General features: G+C 45.5%; 19 protein-coding genes and 3 tRNA genes. 7 read left to right on the plus strand and 15 right to left on the minus strand.

Annotated elements, in window-relative coordinates:
• Positions 1–34 precede the first annotated feature (34 nt).
• The 4 genes from MJ770_RS00430 to MJ770_RS00445 are packed head-to-tail and all read right to left on the minus strand — an operon-like array spanning position 35 to position 4,644.
• Positions 35–580 carry a hypoxanthine-guanine phosphoribosyltransferase gene (locus MJ770_RS00430; protein ID WP_239249297.1) on the minus strand — a complete coding sequence of 182 codons (546 nt, stop codon included), beginning with the start codon at positions 578–580 and terminating at the stop codon, positions 35–37.
• Positions 580–1,446, minus strand: coding sequence for a UTP--glucose-1-phosphate uridylyltransferase GalU (gene galU, locus MJ770_RS00435; protein WP_239249299.1), 867 nt, complete (start codon positions 1,444–1,446; stop codon positions 580–582). The genes MJ770_RS00430 and galU overlap by 1 nt, the downstream gene beginning before the upstream one ends.
• Before the next feature lie 51 nt (positions 1,447–1,497).
• Positions 1,498–3,540, minus strand: coding sequence for an NAD-dependent DNA ligase LigA (ligA, locus tag MJ770_RS00440; protein WP_239249301.1), 2,043 nt, complete (start codon positions 3,538–3,540; stop codon positions 1,498–1,500).
• 27 nt (positions 3,541–3,567) lie between these two features.
• Positions 3,568–4,644 carry a cell division protein ZipA gene (locus MJ770_RS00445; protein WP_239249303.1) on the minus strand — a complete coding sequence of 359 codons (1,077 nt, stop codon included), beginning with the start codon at positions 4,642–4,644 and terminating at the stop codon, positions 3,568–3,570.
• Positions 4,645–5,280: 636 nt separating this feature from the next.
• On the opposite strand from MJ770_RS00445, the gene MJ770_RS00450 reads away from it, so the two are divergent.
• Positions 5,281–5,514: a thioredoxin family protein gene (locus MJ770_RS00450; protein WP_239249305.1), complete on the plus strand. Its 234-nt coding sequence runs from the start codon at positions 5,281–5,283 to the stop codon at positions 5,512–5,514.
• A 58-nt stretch (positions 5,515–5,572) separates the two neighbouring features.
• Positions 5,573–5,812 (plus strand): thioredoxin family protein, encoded by a 240-nt coding sequence (locus tag MJ770_RS00455; RefSeq protein ID WP_239249307.1) that lies wholly within the window; start codon positions 5,573–5,575, stop codon positions 5,810–5,812.
• 80 nt (positions 5,813–5,892) lie between these two features.
• On the opposite strand, the gene MJ770_RS00460 is transcribed toward MJ770_RS00455, so the two are convergent.
• On the minus strand, positions 5,893–6,594 hold the full coding sequence (locus MJ770_RS00460; protein WP_239249309.1) for a YebC/PmpR family DNA-binding transcriptional regulator: 702 nt from the start codon (positions 6,592–6,594) through the stop codon (positions 5,893–5,895).
• 720 nt (positions 6,595–7,314) lie between these two features.
• Here MJ770_RS00460 and MJ770_RS00465 point away from each other — a divergent pair.
• From MJ770_RS00465 to fabI, 4 genes are all read left to right on the plus strand, one after another.
• Positions 7,315–8,001: a hypothetical protein gene (locus MJ770_RS00465; protein ID WP_239249311.1), complete on the plus strand. Its 687-nt coding sequence runs from the start codon at positions 7,315–7,317 to the stop codon at positions 7,999–8,001.
• A gap of 199 nt (positions 8,002–8,200) precedes the next feature.
• Positions 8,201–8,341, plus strand: coding sequence for a hypothetical protein (locus MJ770_RS00470; RefSeq protein ID WP_239249313.1), 141 nt, complete (start codon positions 8,201–8,203; stop codon positions 8,339–8,341).
• A gap of 181 nt (positions 8,342–8,522) precedes the next feature.
• A complete protein-coding gene (locus MJ770_RS00475; protein WP_239249315.1) occupies positions 8,523–8,846 on the plus strand; it encodes a hypothetical protein in 324 nt (107 codons plus the stop codon).
• 260 nt (positions 8,847–9,106) lie between these two features.
• Complete coding sequence (gene fabI / locus MJ770_RS00480) at positions 9,107–9,895, plus strand: enoyl-ACP reductase FabI (protein ID WP_239249317.1); 789 nt, start codon at positions 9,107–9,109, stop codon at positions 9,893–9,895.
• A 54-nt stretch (positions 9,896–9,949) separates the two neighbouring features.
• On the opposite strand, the gene MJ770_RS00485 is transcribed toward fabI, so the two are convergent.
• The 9 genes from MJ770_RS00485 to MJ770_RS00525 form a co-directional block, all read right to left on the minus strand.
• Entirely contained in the window at positions 9,950–11,839 is a 1,890-nt protein-coding gene (locus MJ770_RS00485; protein WP_239249319.1) for a SurA N-terminal domain-containing protein, read from the minus strand.
• A 64-nt stretch (positions 11,840–11,903) separates the two neighbouring features.
• A tRNA-Asp gene (locus tag MJ770_RS00490) sits at positions 11,904–11,980 on the minus strand.
• Between the two features lie 14 nt (positions 11,981–11,994).
• Positions 11,995–12,070, minus strand: a tRNA-Val gene (locus MJ770_RS00495).
• A gap of 388 nt (positions 12,071–12,458) precedes the next feature.
• Positions 12,459–14,870 carry an endopeptidase La gene (gene lon, locus MJ770_RS00500; protein WP_239249321.1) on the minus strand — a complete coding sequence of 804 codons (2,412 nt, stop codon included), beginning with the start codon at positions 14,868–14,870 and terminating at the stop codon, positions 12,459–12,461.
• Positions 14,871–14,981: 111 nt separating this feature from the next.
• Positions 14,982–16,238: an ATP-dependent Clp protease ATP-binding subunit ClpX gene (gene clpX / locus MJ770_RS00505; protein WP_239249323.1), complete on the minus strand. Its 1,257-nt coding sequence runs from the start codon at positions 16,236–16,238 to the stop codon at positions 14,982–14,984.
• A 61-nt stretch (positions 16,239–16,299) separates the two neighbouring features.
• Entirely contained in the window at positions 16,300–16,926 is a 627-nt protein-coding gene (gene clpP, locus MJ770_RS00510) for an ATP-dependent Clp endopeptidase proteolytic subunit ClpP (RefSeq protein ID WP_256448757.1), read from the minus strand.
• Entirely contained in the window at positions 16,926–18,239 is a 1,314-nt protein-coding gene (gene tig / locus MJ770_RS00515; protein WP_239249325.1) for a trigger factor, read from the minus strand. Before tig ends, clpP begins: the two co-directional genes overlap by 1 nt.
• A 37-nt stretch (positions 18,240–18,276) precedes the next feature.
• Positions 18,277–18,361: transfer RNA gene (locus MJ770_RS00520), tRNA-Leu, on the minus strand.
• A 241-nt stretch (positions 18,362–18,602) separates the two neighbouring features.
• On the minus strand, positions 18,603–18,797 hold the full coding sequence (locus MJ770_RS00525) for a hypothetical protein (RefSeq protein WP_239249327.1): 195 nt from the start codon (positions 18,795–18,797) through the stop codon (positions 18,603–18,605).
• A gap of 307 nt (positions 18,798–19,104) precedes the next feature.
• Here MJ770_RS00525 and MJ770_RS00530 point away from each other — a divergent pair, with 307 nt between their 5' ends.
• Positions 19,105–19,758 carry a YceH family protein gene (locus MJ770_RS00530; protein ID WP_239249329.1) on the plus strand — a complete coding sequence of 218 codons (654 nt, stop codon included), beginning with the start codon at positions 19,105–19,107 and terminating at the stop codon, positions 19,756–19,758.
• A gap of 410 nt (positions 19,759–20,168) precedes the next feature.
• Here MJ770_RS00530 and mnmC read toward each other — a convergent pair whose 3' ends face one another.
• Positions 20,169–21,992: a bifunctional tRNA (5-methylaminomethyl-2-thiouridine)(34)-methyltransferase MnmD/FAD-dependent 5-carboxymethylaminomethyl-2-thiouridine(34) oxidoreductase MnmC gene (gene mnmC, locus MJ770_RS00535; protein ID WP_239249331.1), complete on the minus strand. Its 1,824-nt coding sequence runs from the start codon at positions 21,990–21,992 to the stop codon at positions 20,169–20,171.
• Positions 21,993–22,232 lie beyond the last annotated feature (240 nt).

Genomic DNA, 22,232 nt, shown 5'->3' on the forward strand with positions numbered 1-22,232 from the left:
ATAGAAGGCATTACATTCATATTAATTGAGTCTATTATTTCCTGGTTGCGTAAATTGCAGGCAGATTACGCCACGCGCCATAAATGTCCATGCCGAAGCCGAATACAAAACGATCAGGTAATTCTACCCCGACAAAATCAGCACAAATCGGTTTAGACTTTGCAATCTGTTTATCAGCAAACACAGCACTGTAAAACTTGGCGGCGCCCAAATCCAGAACACGCTGCTTAATTGCGGCCAGTGTCTCACCCTCGTCGAGAATATCATCCACCACCAAAACCACACGATCGGTTACATTTTCGTGTGGCTCGACTTTCCAGTGCAAGGCCCCGCCCTGTTGGTTCCTGCCATAGCGCGACACATGCACATAATCAAAGTCAAGCGGAAAAGTAAGTTGCGGTAGCAGCTGTCCGGTAAACACCACTGCACCACCCATTACGGACAGCAGTAGTGGATGTGTATCAGTTAATACAGCATTAATTTGCCGCGCAACGCTCATTACGGCTGCTTGTACTTCTTCAGCTGAAATTATCAACTCTGCTTGATTCAGAATATCGTTCGCTTGCTGATTAGAAAGCATTACTTGATCGTTGCCAAGTAAGCGGCAAATCCTTCACTTAGTTCGGGGTGCTTAAGGCCAAATGCAACTGTTGCCTTGAGATAGCCCAGCTTAGAGCCGCAATCGTAACGCGTACCGTTAAACCGATATGCCAGCACCTTTTCTTCCTTTAACAGCGAAGAAATACCATCGGTTAGCTGAATTTCTCCGCCAGCGCCCGCCTGTACTCTAGCCAAATGATGGAAAATACGCGGTGTCAACACATAACGCCCCACCACTGCTAGAGTGGAAGGTGCATCTGACGGGCTAGGCTTTTCAACGATGGCATGTACCTGTTCAACATTCTGTTCCACATTGCTACTACTGACTATGCCATAGTTGCCCGTCTGTGACGGTGGCACGTCTTCCACACCGAGTACGGAACATTGATAGCGCTGACATACATCGGCCATCTGTTTAATGACGGATATATCCCCAGCAATTAAGTCATCGGCCAAGATCACCGCAAACGGTTCGTTTTGCACCACTGGCTGCGCGCACAGGACTGCATGGCCGAGCCCAAGCGTTTCTGATTGCCTAATGTAAATGCAATTTACGTGCTTGGGAATTACTTCCTGAACTGCACGTAATAGCTCGCTTTTGCCGCGCGCAGAAAGCTCAGCTTCAATCTCATAAGCCGTGTCGAAGTGGTCCTCAATAGCGCGTTTATTGCGGCCAGTAATGAATACCATGTCAGTAATACCAGCTGCCACAGCCTCTTCCACCGCATACTGGATTAACGGTTTGTCTACTATCGGCATCATTTCCTTTGGACTTGCCTTGGTGGCAGGCAGGAAACGGCTGCCCAATCCAGCTACCGGAAATACAGCTTTAGTAATTTTGGTCATAATATATTCCCATAACTTTCCGGTTAAAGATTATCAAAAAACAATTACGATTTAGCCAGGGGCAGATGACAATTCGTTTTGATTCAATAGCTGCATGAATTGTTGTTCATCCAGCACTGTAACATTTAGATCCCGAGCTTTACTAAGTTTGCTACCCGCCTCAGCACCAGCTACCACATAATCGGTTTTCTGTGACACGCTGCCAGTCACACGTGCGCCAAGTTTTTCCAATCTGGATTTGGCCTCGTCGCGACTCATGCTGGCAAGTGTACCGGTTAATACAAAAATTTTTGCGTTCAAAGGCAATAATTGCACGGCAGATTCAGCCTGCTCCGGCCACTGCACCCCGGCAGCGCATAATTGAGAGATCACTTCAATGTTATGCGGCTCGGAAAAAAAAGTTGAAATGCTTTGCGCAACAACGGGCCCAATATCGGGTACAAGTTGCAGGCGTGTTTCGTCGGCCGAAATAAAATTGTCCAACGTTGCAAAATAACTCGCCAGTTCTTTTGCGGTCGCCTCGCCCACATTTCGGATACCAAGCGCATAGATAAAACGCGCGAGTGTAGTTTGCTTGCTGTGTTCTATTGCATCCAGCAAATTTTGAGCGGATTTTTCACCCATACGTTCCAGTTGGGCCAATGCCAGCAAATTCAGTTTATATAAATCGGCAGGTGTATGCACCAATTGCTGCCCCACCAGTTGGTCGACCAGCTTCTCTCCAAGCCCCTCAATATCCAAGGCACGACGGCTGGCGAAATGCAACAGCGCCTGCTTGCGTTGTGCCGGGCAAAACAACCCGCCACTACAACGCCGTATCGCTTCGTCCGGCAGCTTGATAACGTGTGCGCCACATACTGGACAAGTTTGTGGCATGTTGAACTCACATGTATCCACAGGACGCTGTTCAAGTAGGACACTGACCACTTCTGGAATGACATCGCCAGCACGCCGAACACTCACAGTGTCGCCAATGCGGATATCCTTACGACGTAATTCATCTTCGTTATGCAGTGTGGCATTGGTCACCGTTACACCACCGACAAATACTGGAGCCAGGCGCGCTACGGGAGTCAATGCGCCAGTACGTCCCACCTGCACCTCAATGTCCAGCACGGTGGTCAATGCTTCTTCTGCCGGAAATTTGTGCGCAAGTGCAAAGCGAGGTGCCCGCGACACATAGCCCAGTCTAGTTTGTTGTGAGATGTTATTAACTTTGTACACTACACCGTCAATTTCGTAGGGCAGCTTGTTGCGCAGTTCACCAATTTCACGATAATAGCCTAGTAAGCCGCCGAGTCCATTCACTACGCGACGTTCCTGTGGCACCGGCATAGACAACTTCTGCAAAAACTCCAACTGCTCAGCATGCGTGCCAGGCAATATGAATCCTTCGGCCGCGCCTGCTCCATAGGCTAAAAAACTCAGGTGGCGATTAGATGTAATTCGCGAATTGAGCTGCCGCAATGAACCCGCAGCGGCATTGCGTGGATTGGCGAACAACTTGTCACCCTTGGCTGCTTGCTGACGATTTAGCGCGATAAAATCAATCTTGAACATCAGCACCTCGCCCCGTATCTCTATTAACGGAATGGGCTCGGCTAATTGTCTTGAATCCAACCGCAATGGTATATTCCTTACGGTACGCAAATTTTGCGTCACGTCTTCACCGACCACGCCATCACCTCGCGTCGCGCCCTGCACAAATAATCCATCGCGATAGGTGAGCGTGACTGCCAGGCCATCAAATTTAGGTTCTACGGAATACTCTACATCGGCCACGCTCAATGTCTCGCGAGTACGAACATCAAATGCCTTTACTTCAGCTTCACTAAAGGCGTTGTTAAGCGAAAACATTGGCGAGCGGTGCTCTACTTTGGAAAAAGTTAAACGCGGCGCAGCGCCAACTCGCTGAGTAGGCGAGTCCGACGAAGCAAGTGAGGGATATTGAATTTCGAGCGTTTGCAATTCACGGAACAATGCATCGAATTCCGCATCGGTAATCAGGGGATCATCCAATGTATGATATTGGTAATTGTGTCGCTCGATTTCCCCACGCAAATGCGCAATACGCTGCGGCACCGACTCAATCATTAATGGAACCTGATCTGAAAGAAAAACTTAGGAAAATAGCCTGCGCGCCTGAGCGCTGCCAGCAACAATGTTGCGTGCTCCCATGTCAGCTTCAACAGCAGCAATGCGCTCACGGATTAGCGTAATGCTGCCTTCGCTTAATGCCATATGGCGCGCATCCACTATGGTTGCACGCAATTCATTAGCCAGTTGTTGTGCCAAAACCACCATTTGGTCGAAACATAATGAAGGATGCTCCACACGTGGCACATCCAGTAATAAAGTCAGTCCGGTCACATGAAATTGATCCAAAGCTTGCGGTTGAAATGGTGTGTTGTTTTCATTGCACAAACTAAACAAAGTATGCCCGTGCTCATCAACCAAATGGAATGCACCGTCCGCTTGCAAAACTAAACCGTAGTGTTCAGCAACGCGTGAAACATCCTTGCCAGACAGTTTGTGCTCATCGCTGGGTAACAGATTCAAGCCGATAATCAAATCTACTGCTGCGCAGGAGTTGTCCAATTCTATCGCGCGCGCTGTGGCTTCTGCCACATCCGGTAGAACCATATCAGCATGTAATTGTGCTGCAATTGTTCGCGCCAGTTTGCGAAAGTCCATCAATTTAACTTCACTCACCGCACCGGCTCGATTTGCTAATTGTAACGCCAGCTTAAACGAGGTATAGGCCACTGGACTATCTACAATCACATCTTCCCATTCACCGCTCGCCGCATTCAAGCCACATACTTGGATGCTTTTACCCCAATCAAAGCGTTGCTGCCACAGCAATGTTAGTGCATCTGCACTCATCGGATTTTTAGGCGAAATCACTGCGATAAAATCGGTTTCCATATCCAGCAACGCGCACATAGCATCTACCGCGTACTTATGTTGCGATTCATTGGGCGAGATACTAATGGGCACGGCTTCCTCTACCTTTTCGACCAGCAATTCATCTGCCTGAACTTTTACAGCTGGGCGATATAACGCATCCTCATGCCCATGCTTGAACGCCGCACTGAACTTGCGTCGATACTTACGCTGCTGCAACCAATTATAAATATATATTGCCAGCACCACTGCGACGCCGATGCCAAGCAAGCTAAGTTGTAGTTCACTCATATTGAAAATAATGCGGTAGATTAACTTTCTGCATGCGCGGCAAGTCACACCGTTATTGTCGAATTATCGCAAGAGAGCTGAGAAATGGCAAAGGTCAGTATGGCCTATTATTTAAGTTTAGATCATTTTTCTGATATTACCTACCATAGTAAAATGGTTTACATAATTATAACGATAGAATATTTTGTATATAACCATCCTCAACAATTTGAATACAATTGAATTTATATTTTGCTGTAATATAACCCGGGTATGCCGACTGGCGGGATTTATTGAAATAAAATAGAGTGCCTTGGCACGCTGTATTAGTGGTGCATTGGCAAAGAGGTCACACTACGCTATTCCAATCCTAAAGGGTTTGTTAAAGCTCCTGCAAATAACATCTATGCCAGCAGCTAGCTTCTATGTTGGAAATTCAATTTTGTGCAAAGAAGCTGCGCTCTGACAGCCTACAGGGTGATCGAAGTTCCGAGCCTGAATTACGAATACCCACCGAAACGATGATTGTATACCTTTATTTTCGACCTAGTATCAGCATGCCCACTATTAAATTTATCACACCAACTTGACTATGTTAGGATTCCTGATTATATTCCGACTGGAAACTTATGTTACATATTCAACAAGGATAATAAAATGAGTAAATCAGTTTTCTATCATGCAGGTTGTCCTGTTTGCGCCGATGCCGAACATGACATTGTCAATTTAATTGGTGCCGAAAATGTAGAAATCGTCCATTTTGGTGAAGATATGTCAAGATTTGACGAGGCAAAAAAAGCAGGCGTGAAGTCAGTTCCGGCATTAGTAACGCCACACGGAAATGTACTTCACATAAATTTCGGTGCATCAATGGCGAATATAAAAGGTTAAACTTTAAGGGCCGATTTTCTCCATGTTTTAGTTTTCATACTAATATTTATATAAAATTATGACAAATTCGATTCTCTACCACGACGGTTGCGATATATGTGCATTGGTTGGACAGGAAGTTGTAAATCTAATCGGCTTAGCCAATTTAGAAATTGTCCATATCGGGATAAACCCTTCGAAACAAATTGAAGCGGAGAACAAGGGAGTTAAAGCATTTCCGGCGCTGGTCCTGAAAAATGGCAACATATTACATTTCAACGTTGAAGAACACGAAGGCAGTGTGGACTGTTTATTTTAAATAATAAACAAAATATTAAAATCGAGTCTAACCACCAATTTTTTTTACCATAACCCCATTGATTTCTCAAAACCAGCCACTTATCCCGCCAATCCCACATATACATTCTGCACATCGTCATCCGCATCAACCGCTTCCAGAAACGCCTCCACGTCTTCGCTCTCTGCATCGCTTAACGTGACCGGGTTTTTCGGGCGGTAACCCAATTGTGCAGAAATCACAGTGAAGCCCTGCTCCGGTAGTGCCTTGCACACGACATCAAGATCGGCCGTATCGGTGATGAACATTGTTGCGCCTTCGTCGGCAGGTTCAAAGTCCTGCGCGCCAGCTTCGATGGCGGCGACTTCGGCATCCGCATCTTTTAAATTTGGCGTTGCTTCTATTATACCCACATGGTCAAAGTCCCACGAGACGGAACCAGCGGCACCCAGTTGACCCTTGCGAAATAGCACGCGGATGTTGGGGTAGGTACGGTTGACGTTGTCTGTTAGGCACTCGACAATCACTGGGACATTATGAGGCGCGAAGCCCTCGTATGTCAGCCGCTCCAAGCTTGCACCGCCGTCGAGCAATCCTGCACCCTTCTTGATGGCCCGCTCCAGCGTTTCCTTGGGCATTGATACTTTTTTGGCCTGCTCAACCACTAGTCGTAAACGTGCGTTCGAATCCAGATCAGCACCGCCTTTTGCTGCGACCATAATTTCCTTGGACAACTTACCGAAGATCTTGCCCTTGGCATTCGCTGCAACTTCTTTATGTCTGGCTTTCCACTGTGCACCCATGTTTGCTCTCTATATGTGTTGTTTATTCGATCTCTCCTGCATTTTGCCTCAAGTACGGAGTTGCATCAATCGCAGCGCTAATCGCATGTCCATTCATGTGAGTGCACCTGTAATGCGTCAAGTCGCTTTATCAATACTAAATTCGCTATTAACAAATAGTGGTTAATACAAAATAATAGGTCAATTTATTTATTAATTATAAATTTACAACCCTATTCATTTTACTCGACAATTCAATATAATTACTTATATATTTATCAAGTGACTTGACCCATTACTATTTACAGCTTGACCAGGACTTACTATTATTCTGCCCTGCGTCAGATGCAGCCTGCAGGCTAGATCCAAAATTTTAAGATGCGTGCAAGCGTTTGATCAGACCAAACCAGTGTCGGTCACTGATGTGAATAATCCGATGCTAAACAGTGTGGCAAGAAGTTCCCGGGATCATTCGAACATGGCCTCAGTAACAAATGCTACAGCTGCCCAACCGGATACAAGCATGCGTTATGGCGAAGTATCAAGAGTGACAAAGTATGTTACAAGAAACTCGCCGGGCCGTTTGCTAAAGCGCAATACAAGGGGCGGGAAGGCTGCCAAAAGGGATCGACCGAATATGTCCTGACAGGTAAATGTTATACCTACCCCGCAGGCTACAAACGCAACCTCAATCCGAAAAATCCTGCCAATGCGAAAGTTTGCTCCATTGACAAAGCGGCGTTGCGTAAAAAATACAACGCCTCCAAGAAAAGCGGTCTGGCTGCGATCAATTTTCTGCTGCAACGTGTACCAGCTTCTGGCGTAACGCTCACTGCCGCGGAACTCAGTACCCGATATCGAAGCCGCAACGCCGATATTCCACCAACACCCGATGCCGGAGTAACGCAATACGAAGGGGACCGTGAACGCATCGATTACATGGAGCGCGTCCTCGGCGGTTTTCCGGATCACAATCAAAAATATGGCACTCACTCTCAGACGGTTTCATACGTCAAAACATCCGGACTAGCAGTCGGAGTCGGATATGCGAAAGAATGGGGCTTTTCATTGACCGAAAATGCAGATGGCACAAAGCAGTGCCGCAAGCTTGAATCCAAGGTCTGGTCGGGTGGCATTCAATTCGACTTCGATGTTGCTGAAGGCGTGGGTATCCATCAGTATCCGATAGCCGACATCGCTGGCCATGCTAATGGGTTTACGTCAGCCGTTGCCTGGATAGACTCAGTATTCTCCTGGACAACCTCAGGGCAACCGGCTATCGGCGTGTATTGGCCGTCTCTAACTCATGCCGATGGCGCGATGCGAGGCGATGGAGGCATTATTTCCAGCCTAGGGCTATCCGTCGCATACGCGCATTCAAACACCATCCAAAACGCAACGCAGGTACCCTGCGACGTATTGGTCTAGGGACCTGACTGTAACAAGGTGTCACAGTATTCATGGGTGGAAGTAAGTAAATGAGGTATTTCAAGAGTGATCGTGCACCAAATAACCGTCCAGAAATGGCCTAAGTGGCTGTCCGAGAATGAGAGGCCTACTGCATGTAGCGCTCTAATAGAAACGTACACCTCACTAGAATTATTATCCGCTTAGAGAGGAATCGCCAATGAACAAGCACCGCAAGCATTACGATGACGCATATAAATTTGTAGTTTGTAGCATAGTAACTAATCAACGACTGACTATCACGCAAGTGGTTATAGGCATAAGCCAAGGTCGCGCAGCAGTGGCCCACTGGATTGAATAATACTGGGATAAGCAGCATGATAAACCAATCTCGGGAAGATTATCACTGCCAAGCAGCAGCACATACGCCAACGGGAGAACGAGAACCGTCAGCAGGGCTCTGGTAATAAATCACTAAAAAATCATTGAATTTCATTGCACACGAACTGAGATAATCTACAATCTCATTCAGCAAGGACAGCATGAAGACCATCAGCCAAGCATATCGAGTATTACAAATCAGCCTCTCGGACTATCTCACCACCAAGCACACCGAGCAACCAGCCAGTGTGCAGATTCAAGCTGCCTTCGTGAATCAACACTGCTCTGGCGGCCGCCCCGTATCGATAAGCGAATTAAAGACACAACACATTGTTATATATCGATACAAAGTGCGTCATTCTAATGCGCGAAGCGAGGTTGCAGTCGGTTTGGAAGAAGCAGTTAGTGAACACCACCGACAGCAAGTACGATCTACGAGTGGCAGAGAACTTACTAAATTGTCAGTTCAATCCTATCGCGTCTGACTTCACCGTCCATTCACACCGAGAATAAACATTGAATAACACAGCTCCATGTTGAACAATTTGACGGTTGACGGTTGACGGTTGACGGTTGACGGTTGACGGTTGACGCCAACAGAATAATAGAACTCAAAAAATCTGCTAGATGAAGGTTGACTAAATTTCAATCGCGGCTTGAGCGTTGTATCATCGCAGCGCGCAAAAATGATAGTGAGGTTATAATTACGCGTTATATTAAGCATCACCTAAATTAAAGGATTAACATGGGATTTCTGGCAAATAAACGCATCTTAATTACTGGTATGATCAGTAATCGTTCCATCGCCTATGGTGTCGCACAAGCCATGCGGCGGGAAGGTGCAGAAATGGCATTTACCTATCAGGGTGAGCGCATACGTGACCGAGTATGCGAACTAGCTCGAGAATTTGAAAGTGAATTGGTGTTTCCGTGCGATGTAACCAGCGATGTAGAAATTGAACAGCTATTTGTTAATCTCAATAAAAATTGGGATAAATTCGATGGCTTTGTGCATGCAATCGCCTTTTCTCCACGCGAGGCATTAGCTGGTGAATTTCTTGATGGATTTACACGCGAAGCTTTCCGAACTGCTCATGACATTAGCTCTTACAGCTTTCCGGCGATGGCTAAAGCCGCATTACCTATGATGGAAGGCCGGGCTGCGGCGCTGGTGACGTTAAGCTACCTTGGCGCGGTTCGCACCATGCCACACTACAACGTAATGGGTCTAGCTAAGGCCAGTCTAGAAGCCAGTGTTCGTTATTTAGCAATGAATCTTGGCAGCAAAAATATCCGTGTAAATGGCATTTCCGCAGGTCCAATTAAAACATTAGCATCAGCAGGCATTGCCGATTTTAGTAAACTTTTAAACTACAATGCAAAAAATGCCCCATTGAAACGCAACGTCACCACTGAAGAGGTCGGCAATGTTGCGGCGTTCCTGTGCAGTGATTTAGCCAGCGGGATCACCGGAGAAATCACTTATGTAGATGGTGGTTTTAATACCACAGCACTAGGAACAACTGAGCCATAAGCAATATTGATAATTTTATTGCTAAAAGCTAAATTAGTGAGCCCAGAAAACTGATTAATTATTCTCGTCTGCAGAAAAAGGCTTCATTGTAATGTCAGAATTTTTCTTGGCATCCGCAAGATAGGCCTGGAACATTTCTTCACCCGTTATTTGGCGCAGCTGTTGCATATAACGCGCATGGTGCACTTCGTCAATATCAGCAACCTCTTTGATTTCATCTACTCGAATCAGTTCATAACCACTTAGTTCATTTTCAATGCCAACATATGCCGGAAGGGTAGTTACATCTGCTTGAAATGCATGACGGGCCATTCGATTGTCAAAACCCGGATGCTGTTCGCGTGTAATGGCAGTCGGCACTGTCCAATCTACGTTAACTTTCTCGCCACTTTGCAGTTGTGCCAATACCAGTTGCCCCTGTTTGACAGCTGACTCTAACGCTTGCTTGCGCTGCAGTTTCTTACGAATACTCTCATTCACCTCCTTGAACGGGCGAGTACTGACTGGCTTATATTCCAGCAGTCGTGCCGCAAACAATGTATTTGGTGCAATCTCGATTGCAGTGCTATTGCGCTTCTTCTTCGTTACATCTTCCGAAAAAACCGCTTGTATTGCTTTGTCTGTCCAAGGCAATGAACCCGACTCATTTTTACTCAACCAGTCGCTCTTTTCTATCGGCATTTTCACCAATTCTGCTGCTGGCTCAAGAGTATCACTTTGCTCATACACAATATTATTGAATTGTTCTGCCAATTCAGCAAATTTATTGTTTGTTTTTTGCAGTTTGAGCCTCTGCGTAATAGCAATCCTTGCTTCATCCAGAGGAAGCGTGTTAGCAGGATTTACTGACAATAGCTTGATAATGTGAAAGCCGAAATCAGTTGGCACCAAATCGCTAATTTCACCTACCTTGAGCTTGTATACGGCTTCTTCAAAGGGCTTAACCATAGCCCCGGGACCAAAATAGCCAAGATCACCTCCACTTGCAGCGGAGCCAGGATCTTGCGAATATTGTTTTGCTAACACAGCAAATTTATCGGGTGACTGCTTAACCTCCTGCAATACTTTTTCTGCCCTAGTCTTGGCAGCCACCTTATCTTCATCAGATGCCTCCGCACTCACAGCAATCAGGATATGTGCCGCTTGGCGTTCTTCAGGTGAACCAAATTCATTCTGACGCTCATCATAATATTTCTTAATTTCAGCCTCATCCACAGTCACTTGTGATTGCAATGCATCAGCTGAAAACGTCACATACTCAACCTTCACCTGCTCATCCGTTTGAAACTCCTTTAAATTCATATCATAGTAATCTTTCACTGCAGCTTCATCCACTTTCGCCAGTTTTAGATATGGCTCTAACGAAATATTAGCGACAGCAACAACACGTTGTTGTTCAATCAGGCGTACCAGATTATCAGCTGTATTATTTGATGCATAACCATTCCGCGTATACGCATCCATAAGCTGGCGCATATATAGCTCACTTGCTACATTTGCCTCAAATGTTAGTGGTGACATATTCTCACGGCGCAATACTGATTCATAAAGCTGCTTGTCAAATTTCCCATCTTTCTGAAATACCTCAATATTAGCGATATTTTGAGCCAAATACTTCTCACTAACAGTCAAACCGATGGAACGAGCCTCCGACATTAACAGTCGTTGACTAATCAAATTTTCCAGTATTGTGCGTTTTATTTCAGGCTGATCAAACATGGCTTGATCATAGTTACTACCCATCACCTTACGCATTCTGTCTTGTTGCTGGCGTAAAGCTTGATCGAATTCCACTTGATTGATGTTATTTCCGTTAACCGTAGCTAAAGTCTCACCTGGAGAAGATTTGTTGTAAGAATCCACACCCCAAAATGCAAACGTAAGAATGATGAGAGCCAACACGATCTGAACGAACCGTTTGTTCCCATGCACGAAATCAAACATATTAACCGCCCGATAAAGTTTATGTACAAAAATGAAAAAAGGCGAACTTTCGTTCGCCTCAATTTGGCGGAGTGGACGGGACTCGAACCCGCGACCCCCGGCGTGACAGGCCGGTATTCTAACCAACTGAACTACCACTCCCAAAAAAAAACAGCTGGTGGGTGCTGAGGGGTTCGAACCCCCGACATTCGCCTTGTAAGGGCGACGCTCTACCAGCTGAGCTAAGCACCCAATAAAAGTAGCAGTTTACAGCAATCTTCAGATTATTACCAGAAAAATATTTCGGCCATTTCACTGCATTGATCTTGATTTATTCGCTAGCATTAGAACGAAAGCTTTTATATGCAATGATTTTTTAGACTTAGCTTTCATCCTTGCAACGAGTGCAGAATAATCGATTGATCAGAACCATCTTTATTGCGTAAACGGACTCATCCATCGTGCAAACTACGAATAAATATTTTACATGTCATTCTATTTTTTATAGTTACTTTCTTAATTAATTTTTATCAGTTGAAAACAAGTACTACATTGGCCCAATATAAAGAATATTCACTGTAACTGAAAAATTTAATATATTAGACAGTTACAATTATTTTAATAAAGCCGTCATAACACATCAATGCTTAATCGCAGTAGCTCGACTATCTTTCTCCACCAACATGGGCTTAACTACTGGATCAGCCTCAGGTAATGGCTGCGGCTTGCGCTCCAACGCTATCTCCAATACCTGCTCGATCCATTTAACGGGATGAATATCAAGCTTATTTTTTACGTTATCTGGAATCTCAACAAGATCCTTAGTGTTTTCTTCTGGGATCAATACAACTTTAATACCACCGCGTTGAGCCGCCAGCAACTTCTCCTTTAGTCCACCAATCGCCAGCACCTCACCACGTAGCGTGATTTCCCCGGTCATCGCCACATCAGCACGTACAGGGATACCAGTCAACGCTGAGACTATCGATGTACAAATGCCTGCGCCAGCACTTGGTCCATCTTTGGGTGTAGCGCCTTCAGGTAAATGGATATGTAAATCAGTTTTTTGGTAAAAATCATCTGCAATACCCAAGCTATGAGCACGACTACGCACAACGCTAAGTGCAGCTTGAATCGATTCTTTCATGACATCGCCCAGCTTACCAGTGGGGGTAATATTACCTTTACCCGGCAAGACTGCAGTTTCAATGGTCAGCAACTCACCGCCAACTTCTGTCCATGCCAACCCGGTTACTTGCCCAACCTGATTATGTTTCTCTGCGATTCCATAGTTGAAGCGTCGCACTCCAAGATACTTATCCAAATTACGAGCATTCACCATTACCTTGCTAGCACGACCTTTTAGAAGCAATGCTTTCACCACTTTCCTGCAAATCTTAGACAGCTCACGATCCAAACCTCTCACCCCTGCTTCGCGAGTATAGTAACGCAATATGTCACGAATTGCACTTTCTGATATCCCAATCTCTTCAACTTTTAAACCATTGTTTTTAAGGGATTTCGGAATTAAATAATGCATTGCAATATTTACTTTTTCGTCTTCCGTATAGCTTGAGACGTGGATAATTTCCATGCGATCCAAAAGTGGACCTGGGATATTCATGGTATTTGCGGTCGCAACAAACATTACATCAGATAAGTCATATTCAACCTCGACATAATGATCAACGAAAGTATGGTTCTGTTCTGGATCTAGCACTTCAAGCAGCGCAGACGATGGGTCACCGCGAAAATCCATACCCATCTTATCTACCTCGTCGAGTAGGAACAACGGATTTTTTACGCCTACCTTGGTCATATTCTGCAATATTTTACCTGGCATTGAGCCAATATAAGTGCGGCGATGGCCACGAATTTCTGACTCGTCACGCACTCCGCCTAATGACATACGCATAAATTTACGGCCTGTAGCCCGCGCAACAGACTGACCCAGCGAAGTTTTACCAACGCCCGGTGGCCCGACTAAACAAAGAATTGGCGCTTTCATCTTGTCAACACGTTGCTGCACTGCAAGATACTCCACAATACGTTCCTTGACCTTGTCTAAGCCATAATGATCCGCTTCTAATATTTCCTCAGCAGATTTCAAGTCATTGTTGATTTTTGTTTTCTTTTTCCATGGCAACCCTACCAACACGTCGAGGTAATTACGCACTACAGTCGCCTCTGCTGACATGGGGGACATTAAGCGCAGCTTTTTCATTTCGGCTTCAGCTTTGAGACGTGCTTCTTTAGGTAAGTGGGCAGCTTTAATTTTCTTTGCCAACTCCTCAAAATCAGCACCATCTTCACCTTCGTCCAACTCCTTCTGTATTGCTTTTACTTGTTCATTCAAGTAATACTCGCGTTGGCTTTTTTCCATTTGCCGTTTGACACGACCGCGAATCCGTTTCTCAACTTGCAGGATATCGAGCTCGGCTTCTAATAGACCCAACAAATGATCAAGGCGTTTTCGGACATCAAAAATCTCCAATATCTCCTGCTTTTGCTCCAGTTTTAGTGGCAAATGCGCGGCTATAGTATCCGCTAGTCGCCCTGAATCTTCCAGACCAGCTAAAGACGTCAATGTTTCTGGCGGAATCCTCTTGTTGAGTTTAACATATTGATCAAATTGATTAATTAAGGCGCGACGCAAAGCCTCTGCTTCATTATCCAACCCATCATCACTAGGGACTGGGTCAATATCCGCATCGAAATGATTTTTTTCATCCAGAACACGTAATATTTTTACTCGTTGTGTGCCTTCCACAAGCACCTTTACGGTTCCGTCAGGCAACTTTAGCATCTGCAAAATATTAGCAATACTACCAACGCAGTATAAGTCATCCGCGGCAGGCTCATCTTTAGCTGCAGCTTTTTGCGCCACCAATACAATACTCTTACCCGCTTCCATAGCAGATTCCAGTGCTTTGATAGATTTCGCGCGTCCGACAAACAATGGGATCACCATATGTGGAAACACCACCACATCGCGCAAAGGAAGTAGTGGGAAAAAGCTGGTAACTAGTACATCGGTATCATACTCAGTCATAGTTTAAAATTCCTCTGTGGATTAACCTGACAATTAGATGGGGGCACAATGAAAAAATTCAAGTCAAGTTATAAATCGCCGCATCAGCTCGCAGGATGCTGCTTTAAATTACTAAGCTGCTCTTGATGCATCCGTGTGTATCACAATCGGTTTAATTTCACCATTTGCGTTGCTGACATCCAATACCACCTTGCTCGCATTGTCCATCGAAGGCAGATCATACATAACATCAAGCAAAGCACTTTCCAGAATCGAGCGCAAACCACGCGCACCTGTCTTGCGTACCAGTGCTTTCTTGGCAATGGCCTGCAGCACGGCCTCGTCGAATTCTATTTCTACGCCTTCCATAGCAAACAACTTTTGGTATTGTTTGGTCAAGGCATTTTTTGGTTCGGTCAAAATTTGAATGAGCGCCGCTTCATCCAGTTCTTCAAGAGTAGCAACCACTGGCAGACGTCCGACAAACTCAGGTATCAAACCAAATTTGATCAAATCTTCAGGCTCTAAATTACGTAATACCGCACCTACACTCTTCTTATCATCTCGATTGGAAAGGCTTGCACCAAAACCAATGCCAGCTTTCTCTGACCGGTTGAGTATGACCTTTTCCATGCCATCGAACGCTCCACCGCATATAAATAGGATATTGGTAGTATCAACCTGCAAGAATTCGGTATTAGGATGTTTGCGGCCACCTTGTGGAGGCACAGATGCCTTCGTCCCCTCGATTAACTTAAGTAACGCCTGCTGCACCCCTTCGCCTGAAACATCTCGAGTAATAGAAGGATTGTCTGCTTTGCGAGAAATCTTATCAATTTCGTCGATATAAATAATTCCGCGCTGCGCGCGTTCCACATCATAGTCACACGCTTGCAATAGCTTCAGAATAATATTCTCGACATCTTCGCCAACATACCCCGCTTCGGTCAGCGTAGTAGCGTCGGCCATCACAAACGGAACGTCAAGCAATCGCGCTAAGGTTTGCGCCAATAAGGTTTTTCCTGAACCAGTCGGGCCGAGCAGCAAAATATTGCTCTTAGCTAGCTCCACCTCATCTGTATCTGTGTTTTTTAAACGCTTATAATGATTATAAACCGCCACAGACAAAATTTTCTTGGCATGATCTTGACCGATCACATATTCATCAAGACGCGCACGAATATCATGTGGCACTAGCAGATCAGCCTTGTCCGTACTGCCAGACACGGTATTATTAATTTCCTCGCGAATAATATCATTGCAAAGCTCGACACATTCGTCGCACACGAATACAGAAGGCCCCGCAATCAGTTTGCGAACTTCATGCTGGCTCTTGCCGCAAAATGAGCAATACAATAGCTTGTCACCCTTGCTTTTATCCAGCGCCATTCACCCCTCCTGATTTGTTTATCGCTTACGTCTTACCTATCGATTGTGCTCATGCTTTTGGTCAAACACGTTTATCAAGCACTTTATCTACCAAGCCATAATCAACAGCTTCAGTCGCAGTTAGGAATTTATCGCGCTCGCTATCACGGGCAATTTCCTCTACATTGCGACCGGTGTGTTGCGCCATCAGGTCATAAAGGCGTTCACGCAGGCTCAATATATATCTGGCGTGAATCTCAATATCTGTCGCCTGCCCCTGAAAACCTCCCAATGGCTGATGAATCATCACCGAAGAATTAGGCAACATAAAGCGCTTACCTTTTGCACCGGCCTGCAACAAAAAAGCACCCATAGATGCCGCCATGCCAATGCATAACGTCGAAATCTCCGGCTTTATGAATTGCATAGTGTCATAAATAGCCATGCCTGCCGAAATTGAACCGCCTGGTGAATTTATATAAAGGTGGATCTCCTTGTCTGGATTTTCCGACTCGAGAAACAACAACTGCGCCACCACCAGATTTGCGCTCATATCATTGATATTGCCGACCAAAAATATAACTCGCTCCTTGAGCAGACGTGAATAGATATCGTATGCACGCTCCCCACGGCCGCTGGTTTCTATCACCATCGGAATCATACCGATATTTTGCGGATCCTCATTATTTAGAGGTGTTTCGCTATGCATCACGCGGCATTCTCCATCAACTCTTTAAATTCAATGCTCTTTTCTATCACATTGGCAGCTTCCGTCACCCAAGTCACCACGTTATCCTCTAACACCAAATTTTCAGCGTCTTGCAAACGTTCCGGTTCACTATAGTGCCACTCCACCACTTCTTCTGGATTATCATAACTTTGTGCGTAATCTTCAACCAGCGCCTTAACCTGCTCAGGTTTAGCGTGCAAATCATATTTACCTACGATCTCCGTCATAATCAAACTCAACTTAACACGCTTTTTCGCACGTTCAGTGAATAGCTCAAGCGGTAAAGTCTCCTCATCCTTTGGCATTTCCATTCCGCGTTTTTTCATATCTCGCATAGTTTGCTGCATCAAGCCCTGCGCTTCAGCATCCAACAATGCCTTAGGTATCTCCAATTCAGGAGTCACATTCAGCAAGGCAGCCATCGCGCTGTCTTTATTACGTAACATTATGCGTCGCTTGACTTCCCGCTCTAAATTATTTTGAACCTCATCTCGCAGCTTATTCACATCACCATCTTCTATACCGAGGAGCTTGGCAAATTTATCGTCAATTTCTGGCAAAATTTGATCTTCCACCTTGTGCAAGGTAATAGTAAACGTCACTGCTTTACCAGCCACTTTTTCTGCCTTATAGTCCTGCGGAAAAGTCATCTCGAAAGTTTTAGTTTCACCAGCTTTCATGCCAATAATGGCATTTTCAAAATCTGGCAACAAACTTCCGACGCCCAACATTACGGCTAAATTTCTAGCCTCACCCCCTTCGAATACATTACCGTCCAGTAAGCCACTGAAATCAATATGCACCCTATCTCCATCCCTGGCCGCACGGTCAGCCTCTTCGAAAGTTGCGTGTTGGGTAAGCAGCGTAACAATCGTAGTATCAACATCGGCATCACTTAAGGTGTAAGACACCTGCTCCACACTTTCTCCGCTAAGATCACCCAATACGACTTCAGGGTAGACTTCGAAAGTCGCACTATACTCAATCCACACTGCATCAGGGTCGGTGGTCTTAATTTCAAAAGCAGGGAAACCAACCACTTTTAACTGGCTATCTTCCGCTTCTTTGGCGAAGGATTGTCGTAAAGCATCTCGCAGCACCTCCTGCTGCACTTGCGCACCATGCTTCTGCTCCAGAATCTTGAACGGCACCTTGCCTGGCCTGAAACCAGGTACCTCAGCGGTACGTGCCATTTTCTTTAGGCGCACCTCCATTTCGCTGCTAACCAGTTGCAGAGGGATGGATGCATTAAGGCGGCGCTCCAACCCGCTCATGATTTCTACGCTCGACATACTAGCTTTCCTTAGGTTAATAAGTGAATTCTTCAGTTGGTGCGAAAGGAGAGACTCGAACTCTCACGCCTTGCGGCGCTGGAACCTAAATCCAGTGCGTCTACCAATTCCGCCACTTTCGCCCATTCCAATAACAGAGCCATTGTAACATATGATAAGTATGAAGGCGGTAAGCGAAAAGGTGAAATGTTGGTGCCAAGTAGAAATATTCTATATTTGGTTGGCACTATTCCAAGCATTGCAATCGGAACAAAGGCATGCTTTTGCCAATCCACCAAAACTATCTTAAGCGCAGCTCATTAGCATTTTCCTGACTAATATATCTATACATTTTTGGCGCTATTTACATGATTTATATATATTTTACGGTGCCGGCGTAACGTAGTAGCGTGCGTCTTTCGCCATCGACAGGTATTCGGGCTGGCAGAACAGTTCGAGAACTCTACGTGCATCTATGGTGTCTGTTTTGGCTGGCACCGGAAATATTTCCTTGTGGCGAATGCACTCAGCCGTTATAGCCTTCCATAACAACAACCTGCAATAAGTGGCGTTTTTCAAGGCGTTCGATATTGACTTTTGAGTAAAAAACCCTGTTAAAAAAAGTCATTCAAACGTCTCATTAAACTCAAGCGATATTTGTGTCCAAGGTGCGCTGACTTTAGGAGTTACATCCTGGTCAGTGAGATATGTTACGTTTCCATTTGATGGTCGTCATCTAAATATCAATGGCAGGCACCGTTGCACCTTTGAAAATGCTTGAAAATTTAATACGAATAAAGCAACTTGGCCCATTATTCCCACTTGGGTATAGAATATTGCTTAAATTTGAATATAACATTCGTTAAATAATTCCCGAGGCCAATCTATGCTCCAGAGCTTAACTATCAACGAAACTCGTATTATTGCTTGCCTGATGGAAAAATCCATCTTTACGCCGGATCAGTATCCATTATCCCTCAATGCGCTGACGAATGCGTGCAATCAGAAGTCTGGACGCGACCCTGTGATGTCGCTGGATAAAGGTATAGTGAAACGCACCGCACGTGACCTATGTGACAAACACCTGCTTGTTATTGAGGAAAATTTCAACAATGGCGTTGAGAAATATAAACAGCGATTTTGCAATACCACTTTCGGTGATATACATTTTACTCCACCGCAGTTTGCCATCGTCTGTTTGCTATTGATGCGAGGCCCTCAAACACCTGGTGAATTACGAGCACGCAGTGGCCGCTTACATATTTTTACCGATAACGTTGAAGTTGTTGATGCAATTGACAGTCTTAACGAGCTTAATTCCGAACCAGTGATTGTACAACTGCCACGTACACCTGGACGTAAGGACTGCGAATACATGCACCTATTCTCTGGCGCCATTGATATTGAAGCACACACCAATAAAATGATAGCTACATACACTACAGAACGGATTAGTAAGACGGATTTAGAACAGAGAGTGGTTAAATTGGAACAGCAAGTTGAAGAGCTTAGCGCTAGAATAGACTCCTTAACGGATTAGCTATGAACAGAGACAGTCTGCGTATGGGTAAAATAATCACATGATGAATTCACCAAGCAACTGCTTGGCTAAGTAATGCATCCCTTTAATTAAGTTCTAAGAGCCTTTTGAAATGTTAGAACTGACCTCGTGTTTGTGTGACAGACGCCAAACCATGCGTGAGGTGAGTGTAGGGCTTGATTTCATTCAACTCAGCCTACCGCGCTACCTATCAACGAGTTATATTTATTTCAGTGTCAACTATTTATGGAAATATCAAATAAAGAGGGAGATTCTTACAATTTAGCGGACACAATATTTAATTATCAGGCCGATCCTTAATCGTAGTAAAAAAGCACATATGAATTCCGCATAGTTTTTTTGCCGCACACATTATCGTTAATTATCCATTCCTACCCTACAAGCCCCTGCTAAGGCGTTAATGCATTTACTACCGACAATGGCAGTGGCAACAATTGCTCACATGCCATCGCTGCAATCAATTCACCGGAAAGTCCGGCAGTTACCAGACCTCGAGTGCCATGACCCAGACTGGTATATAACCCCGGCAATAATTCTCCTACTAACGGTATGGCTCCGGGAACGGAAGATCTCACTGAAGCACGGCCATTAAGTTTCTCAACATCTAATGAATCCATATTCATCGTTTTGGCTAGTGCAGGAGATATATCTTCCAGCTTGGACAAATTACCTGCATGATCGGATACCCTCAAATCAACAGCATCATCGTTAAAATCATGCGTCGCTCCCAACACATGCAACTCCCCGGCTGATGGAGTCAGATAACCACTGGCAGACACTATCGTTTGCAGATTTTCACTATGAGATGAAACAGGCAGTAACGTAATCTGTCCTCGCACTGGCGTCAGCGGAAGGTGTGATAATGGTGCAAATGATTTCACCTGATAACCGGTACAAACCACTACTACCTGTGCTTCTTCAGACCATGTCTGTTGTCGCTCGTCTTTTCCCTCCACCCGCCAGCCGGTTCCTACCGCTGTCAAAGATTCCGCGCGATAACCGGTACGCTGCACGATACAGGAGTCTCTTGCCAATGCTGCACACATCTGCGGCGGAACCAGCCAGCCACCGGCGGGAAACCACAGGCCGCCATGTGCCAATTCAATACCCGCCAGCTGGGATGCTTCAGCCACATCCACACGACGTAATAAATGCGGTGGCCAATCAAGTGCCGACAGCCGGTCGATACGTTTCGCTTCATGCTCAGAAAACGCCAGTTGTAGCTCTCCGCATTCCGCACGAACGATGCCGTCAATGGGAAGCTTTTCATCAAGCAAGGCCAGTGCATACCCATAAGCGGCCAGAACAAAACTTTGCAATGGGTTCATGCCTGCGCTTAACCGGACATGCAATACCCCACGTGGATTGCCTGATGCCGCCGCAGCCAATACCGGTGCGCCTTCGTTCAGGGTAACTGAGACTCCGCGCATCGCCAATGCTGAAGCAACGGCACAACCAGCCACTCCTCCGCCAATCACAATGGCTTTTGTTACAGGAGGCCGCATCGGCGGCGAACCGGGAAGGTGACCTTGGAGCATATCGCGCTTGCGTCCAAAGCCTGGAGATTTGATGACTTGAAATCCTGCTTGTTCCAAACCGCGCCGTACCCAGCCTGCACAAGTATAAGTGGCGAACGAGGCGCCTGGCTTAGAGACTCGTACGATGTTCTCGAACACGGGCTGCGTCCACATTTCTGGATTACGTGCTGGTGCAAACCCATCCAGAAACCATGCATCGATGCCACCACAGACTTCAGTTAGCGCATCTTTTACGTCACCTATCACTAGCGTAAGACGTATCTTTCCATTGTCAAAACACCACCGATTCCAGCCGGGTACGCGACGTCGCCAGTGGGTAAGGAGTTTATCTGCATACTGCCGCAACGCTGGCCAAAGTGCCAAAACATCGGTCAGCTCTCTCTCGTCAAGGGGAAATTTTTCGACGCTGAAAAAATCCAGACTGGTATTGGATGGAGCGACCTTTTCGAACAGTTGCCAAGCGCATAAAAAATTCAACCCCGTGCCGAAACCTGCCTCGCCGATGACAAAACTATCTCCACTTGATAAAGATGCAAAACGTTCAGCCAGCCGATTGCCTTGCAGAAAAACATGCCGTTTTTCCTCCAGTCCGGAATCTCTTGAAAAATAGACATCGCTGAAACGGTGGGAGAATGGCTGTCCATCCTGCCAGTTAAGCATGGAAGCAACGTTCAACTACCTTCCGAGCTGATTACAAGCAACTTTAACAGCTTATCAAGGAGCGACATGATCATTTTAATGCTTGCGAAAAAAAGTTGGCTGCAATGTGCATAGAGATTTGTGCAAATATTTAGTTAAGAAAACAGTATGAAACGAAGGATATCACTGAATATTCATAATCCATGACTCTACTACACTACGCGGTACAAAATCGAACTTAAAATCGGAGAGGTGTCCATAATCGTAATAGAGCGC

This window comes from Candidatus Nitrotoga sp. M5, assembly GCF_927904885.1.
In the GTDB taxonomy this organism is placed as follows: domain Bacteria; phylum Pseudomonadota; class Gammaproteobacteria; order Burkholderiales; family Gallionellaceae; genus Nitrotoga.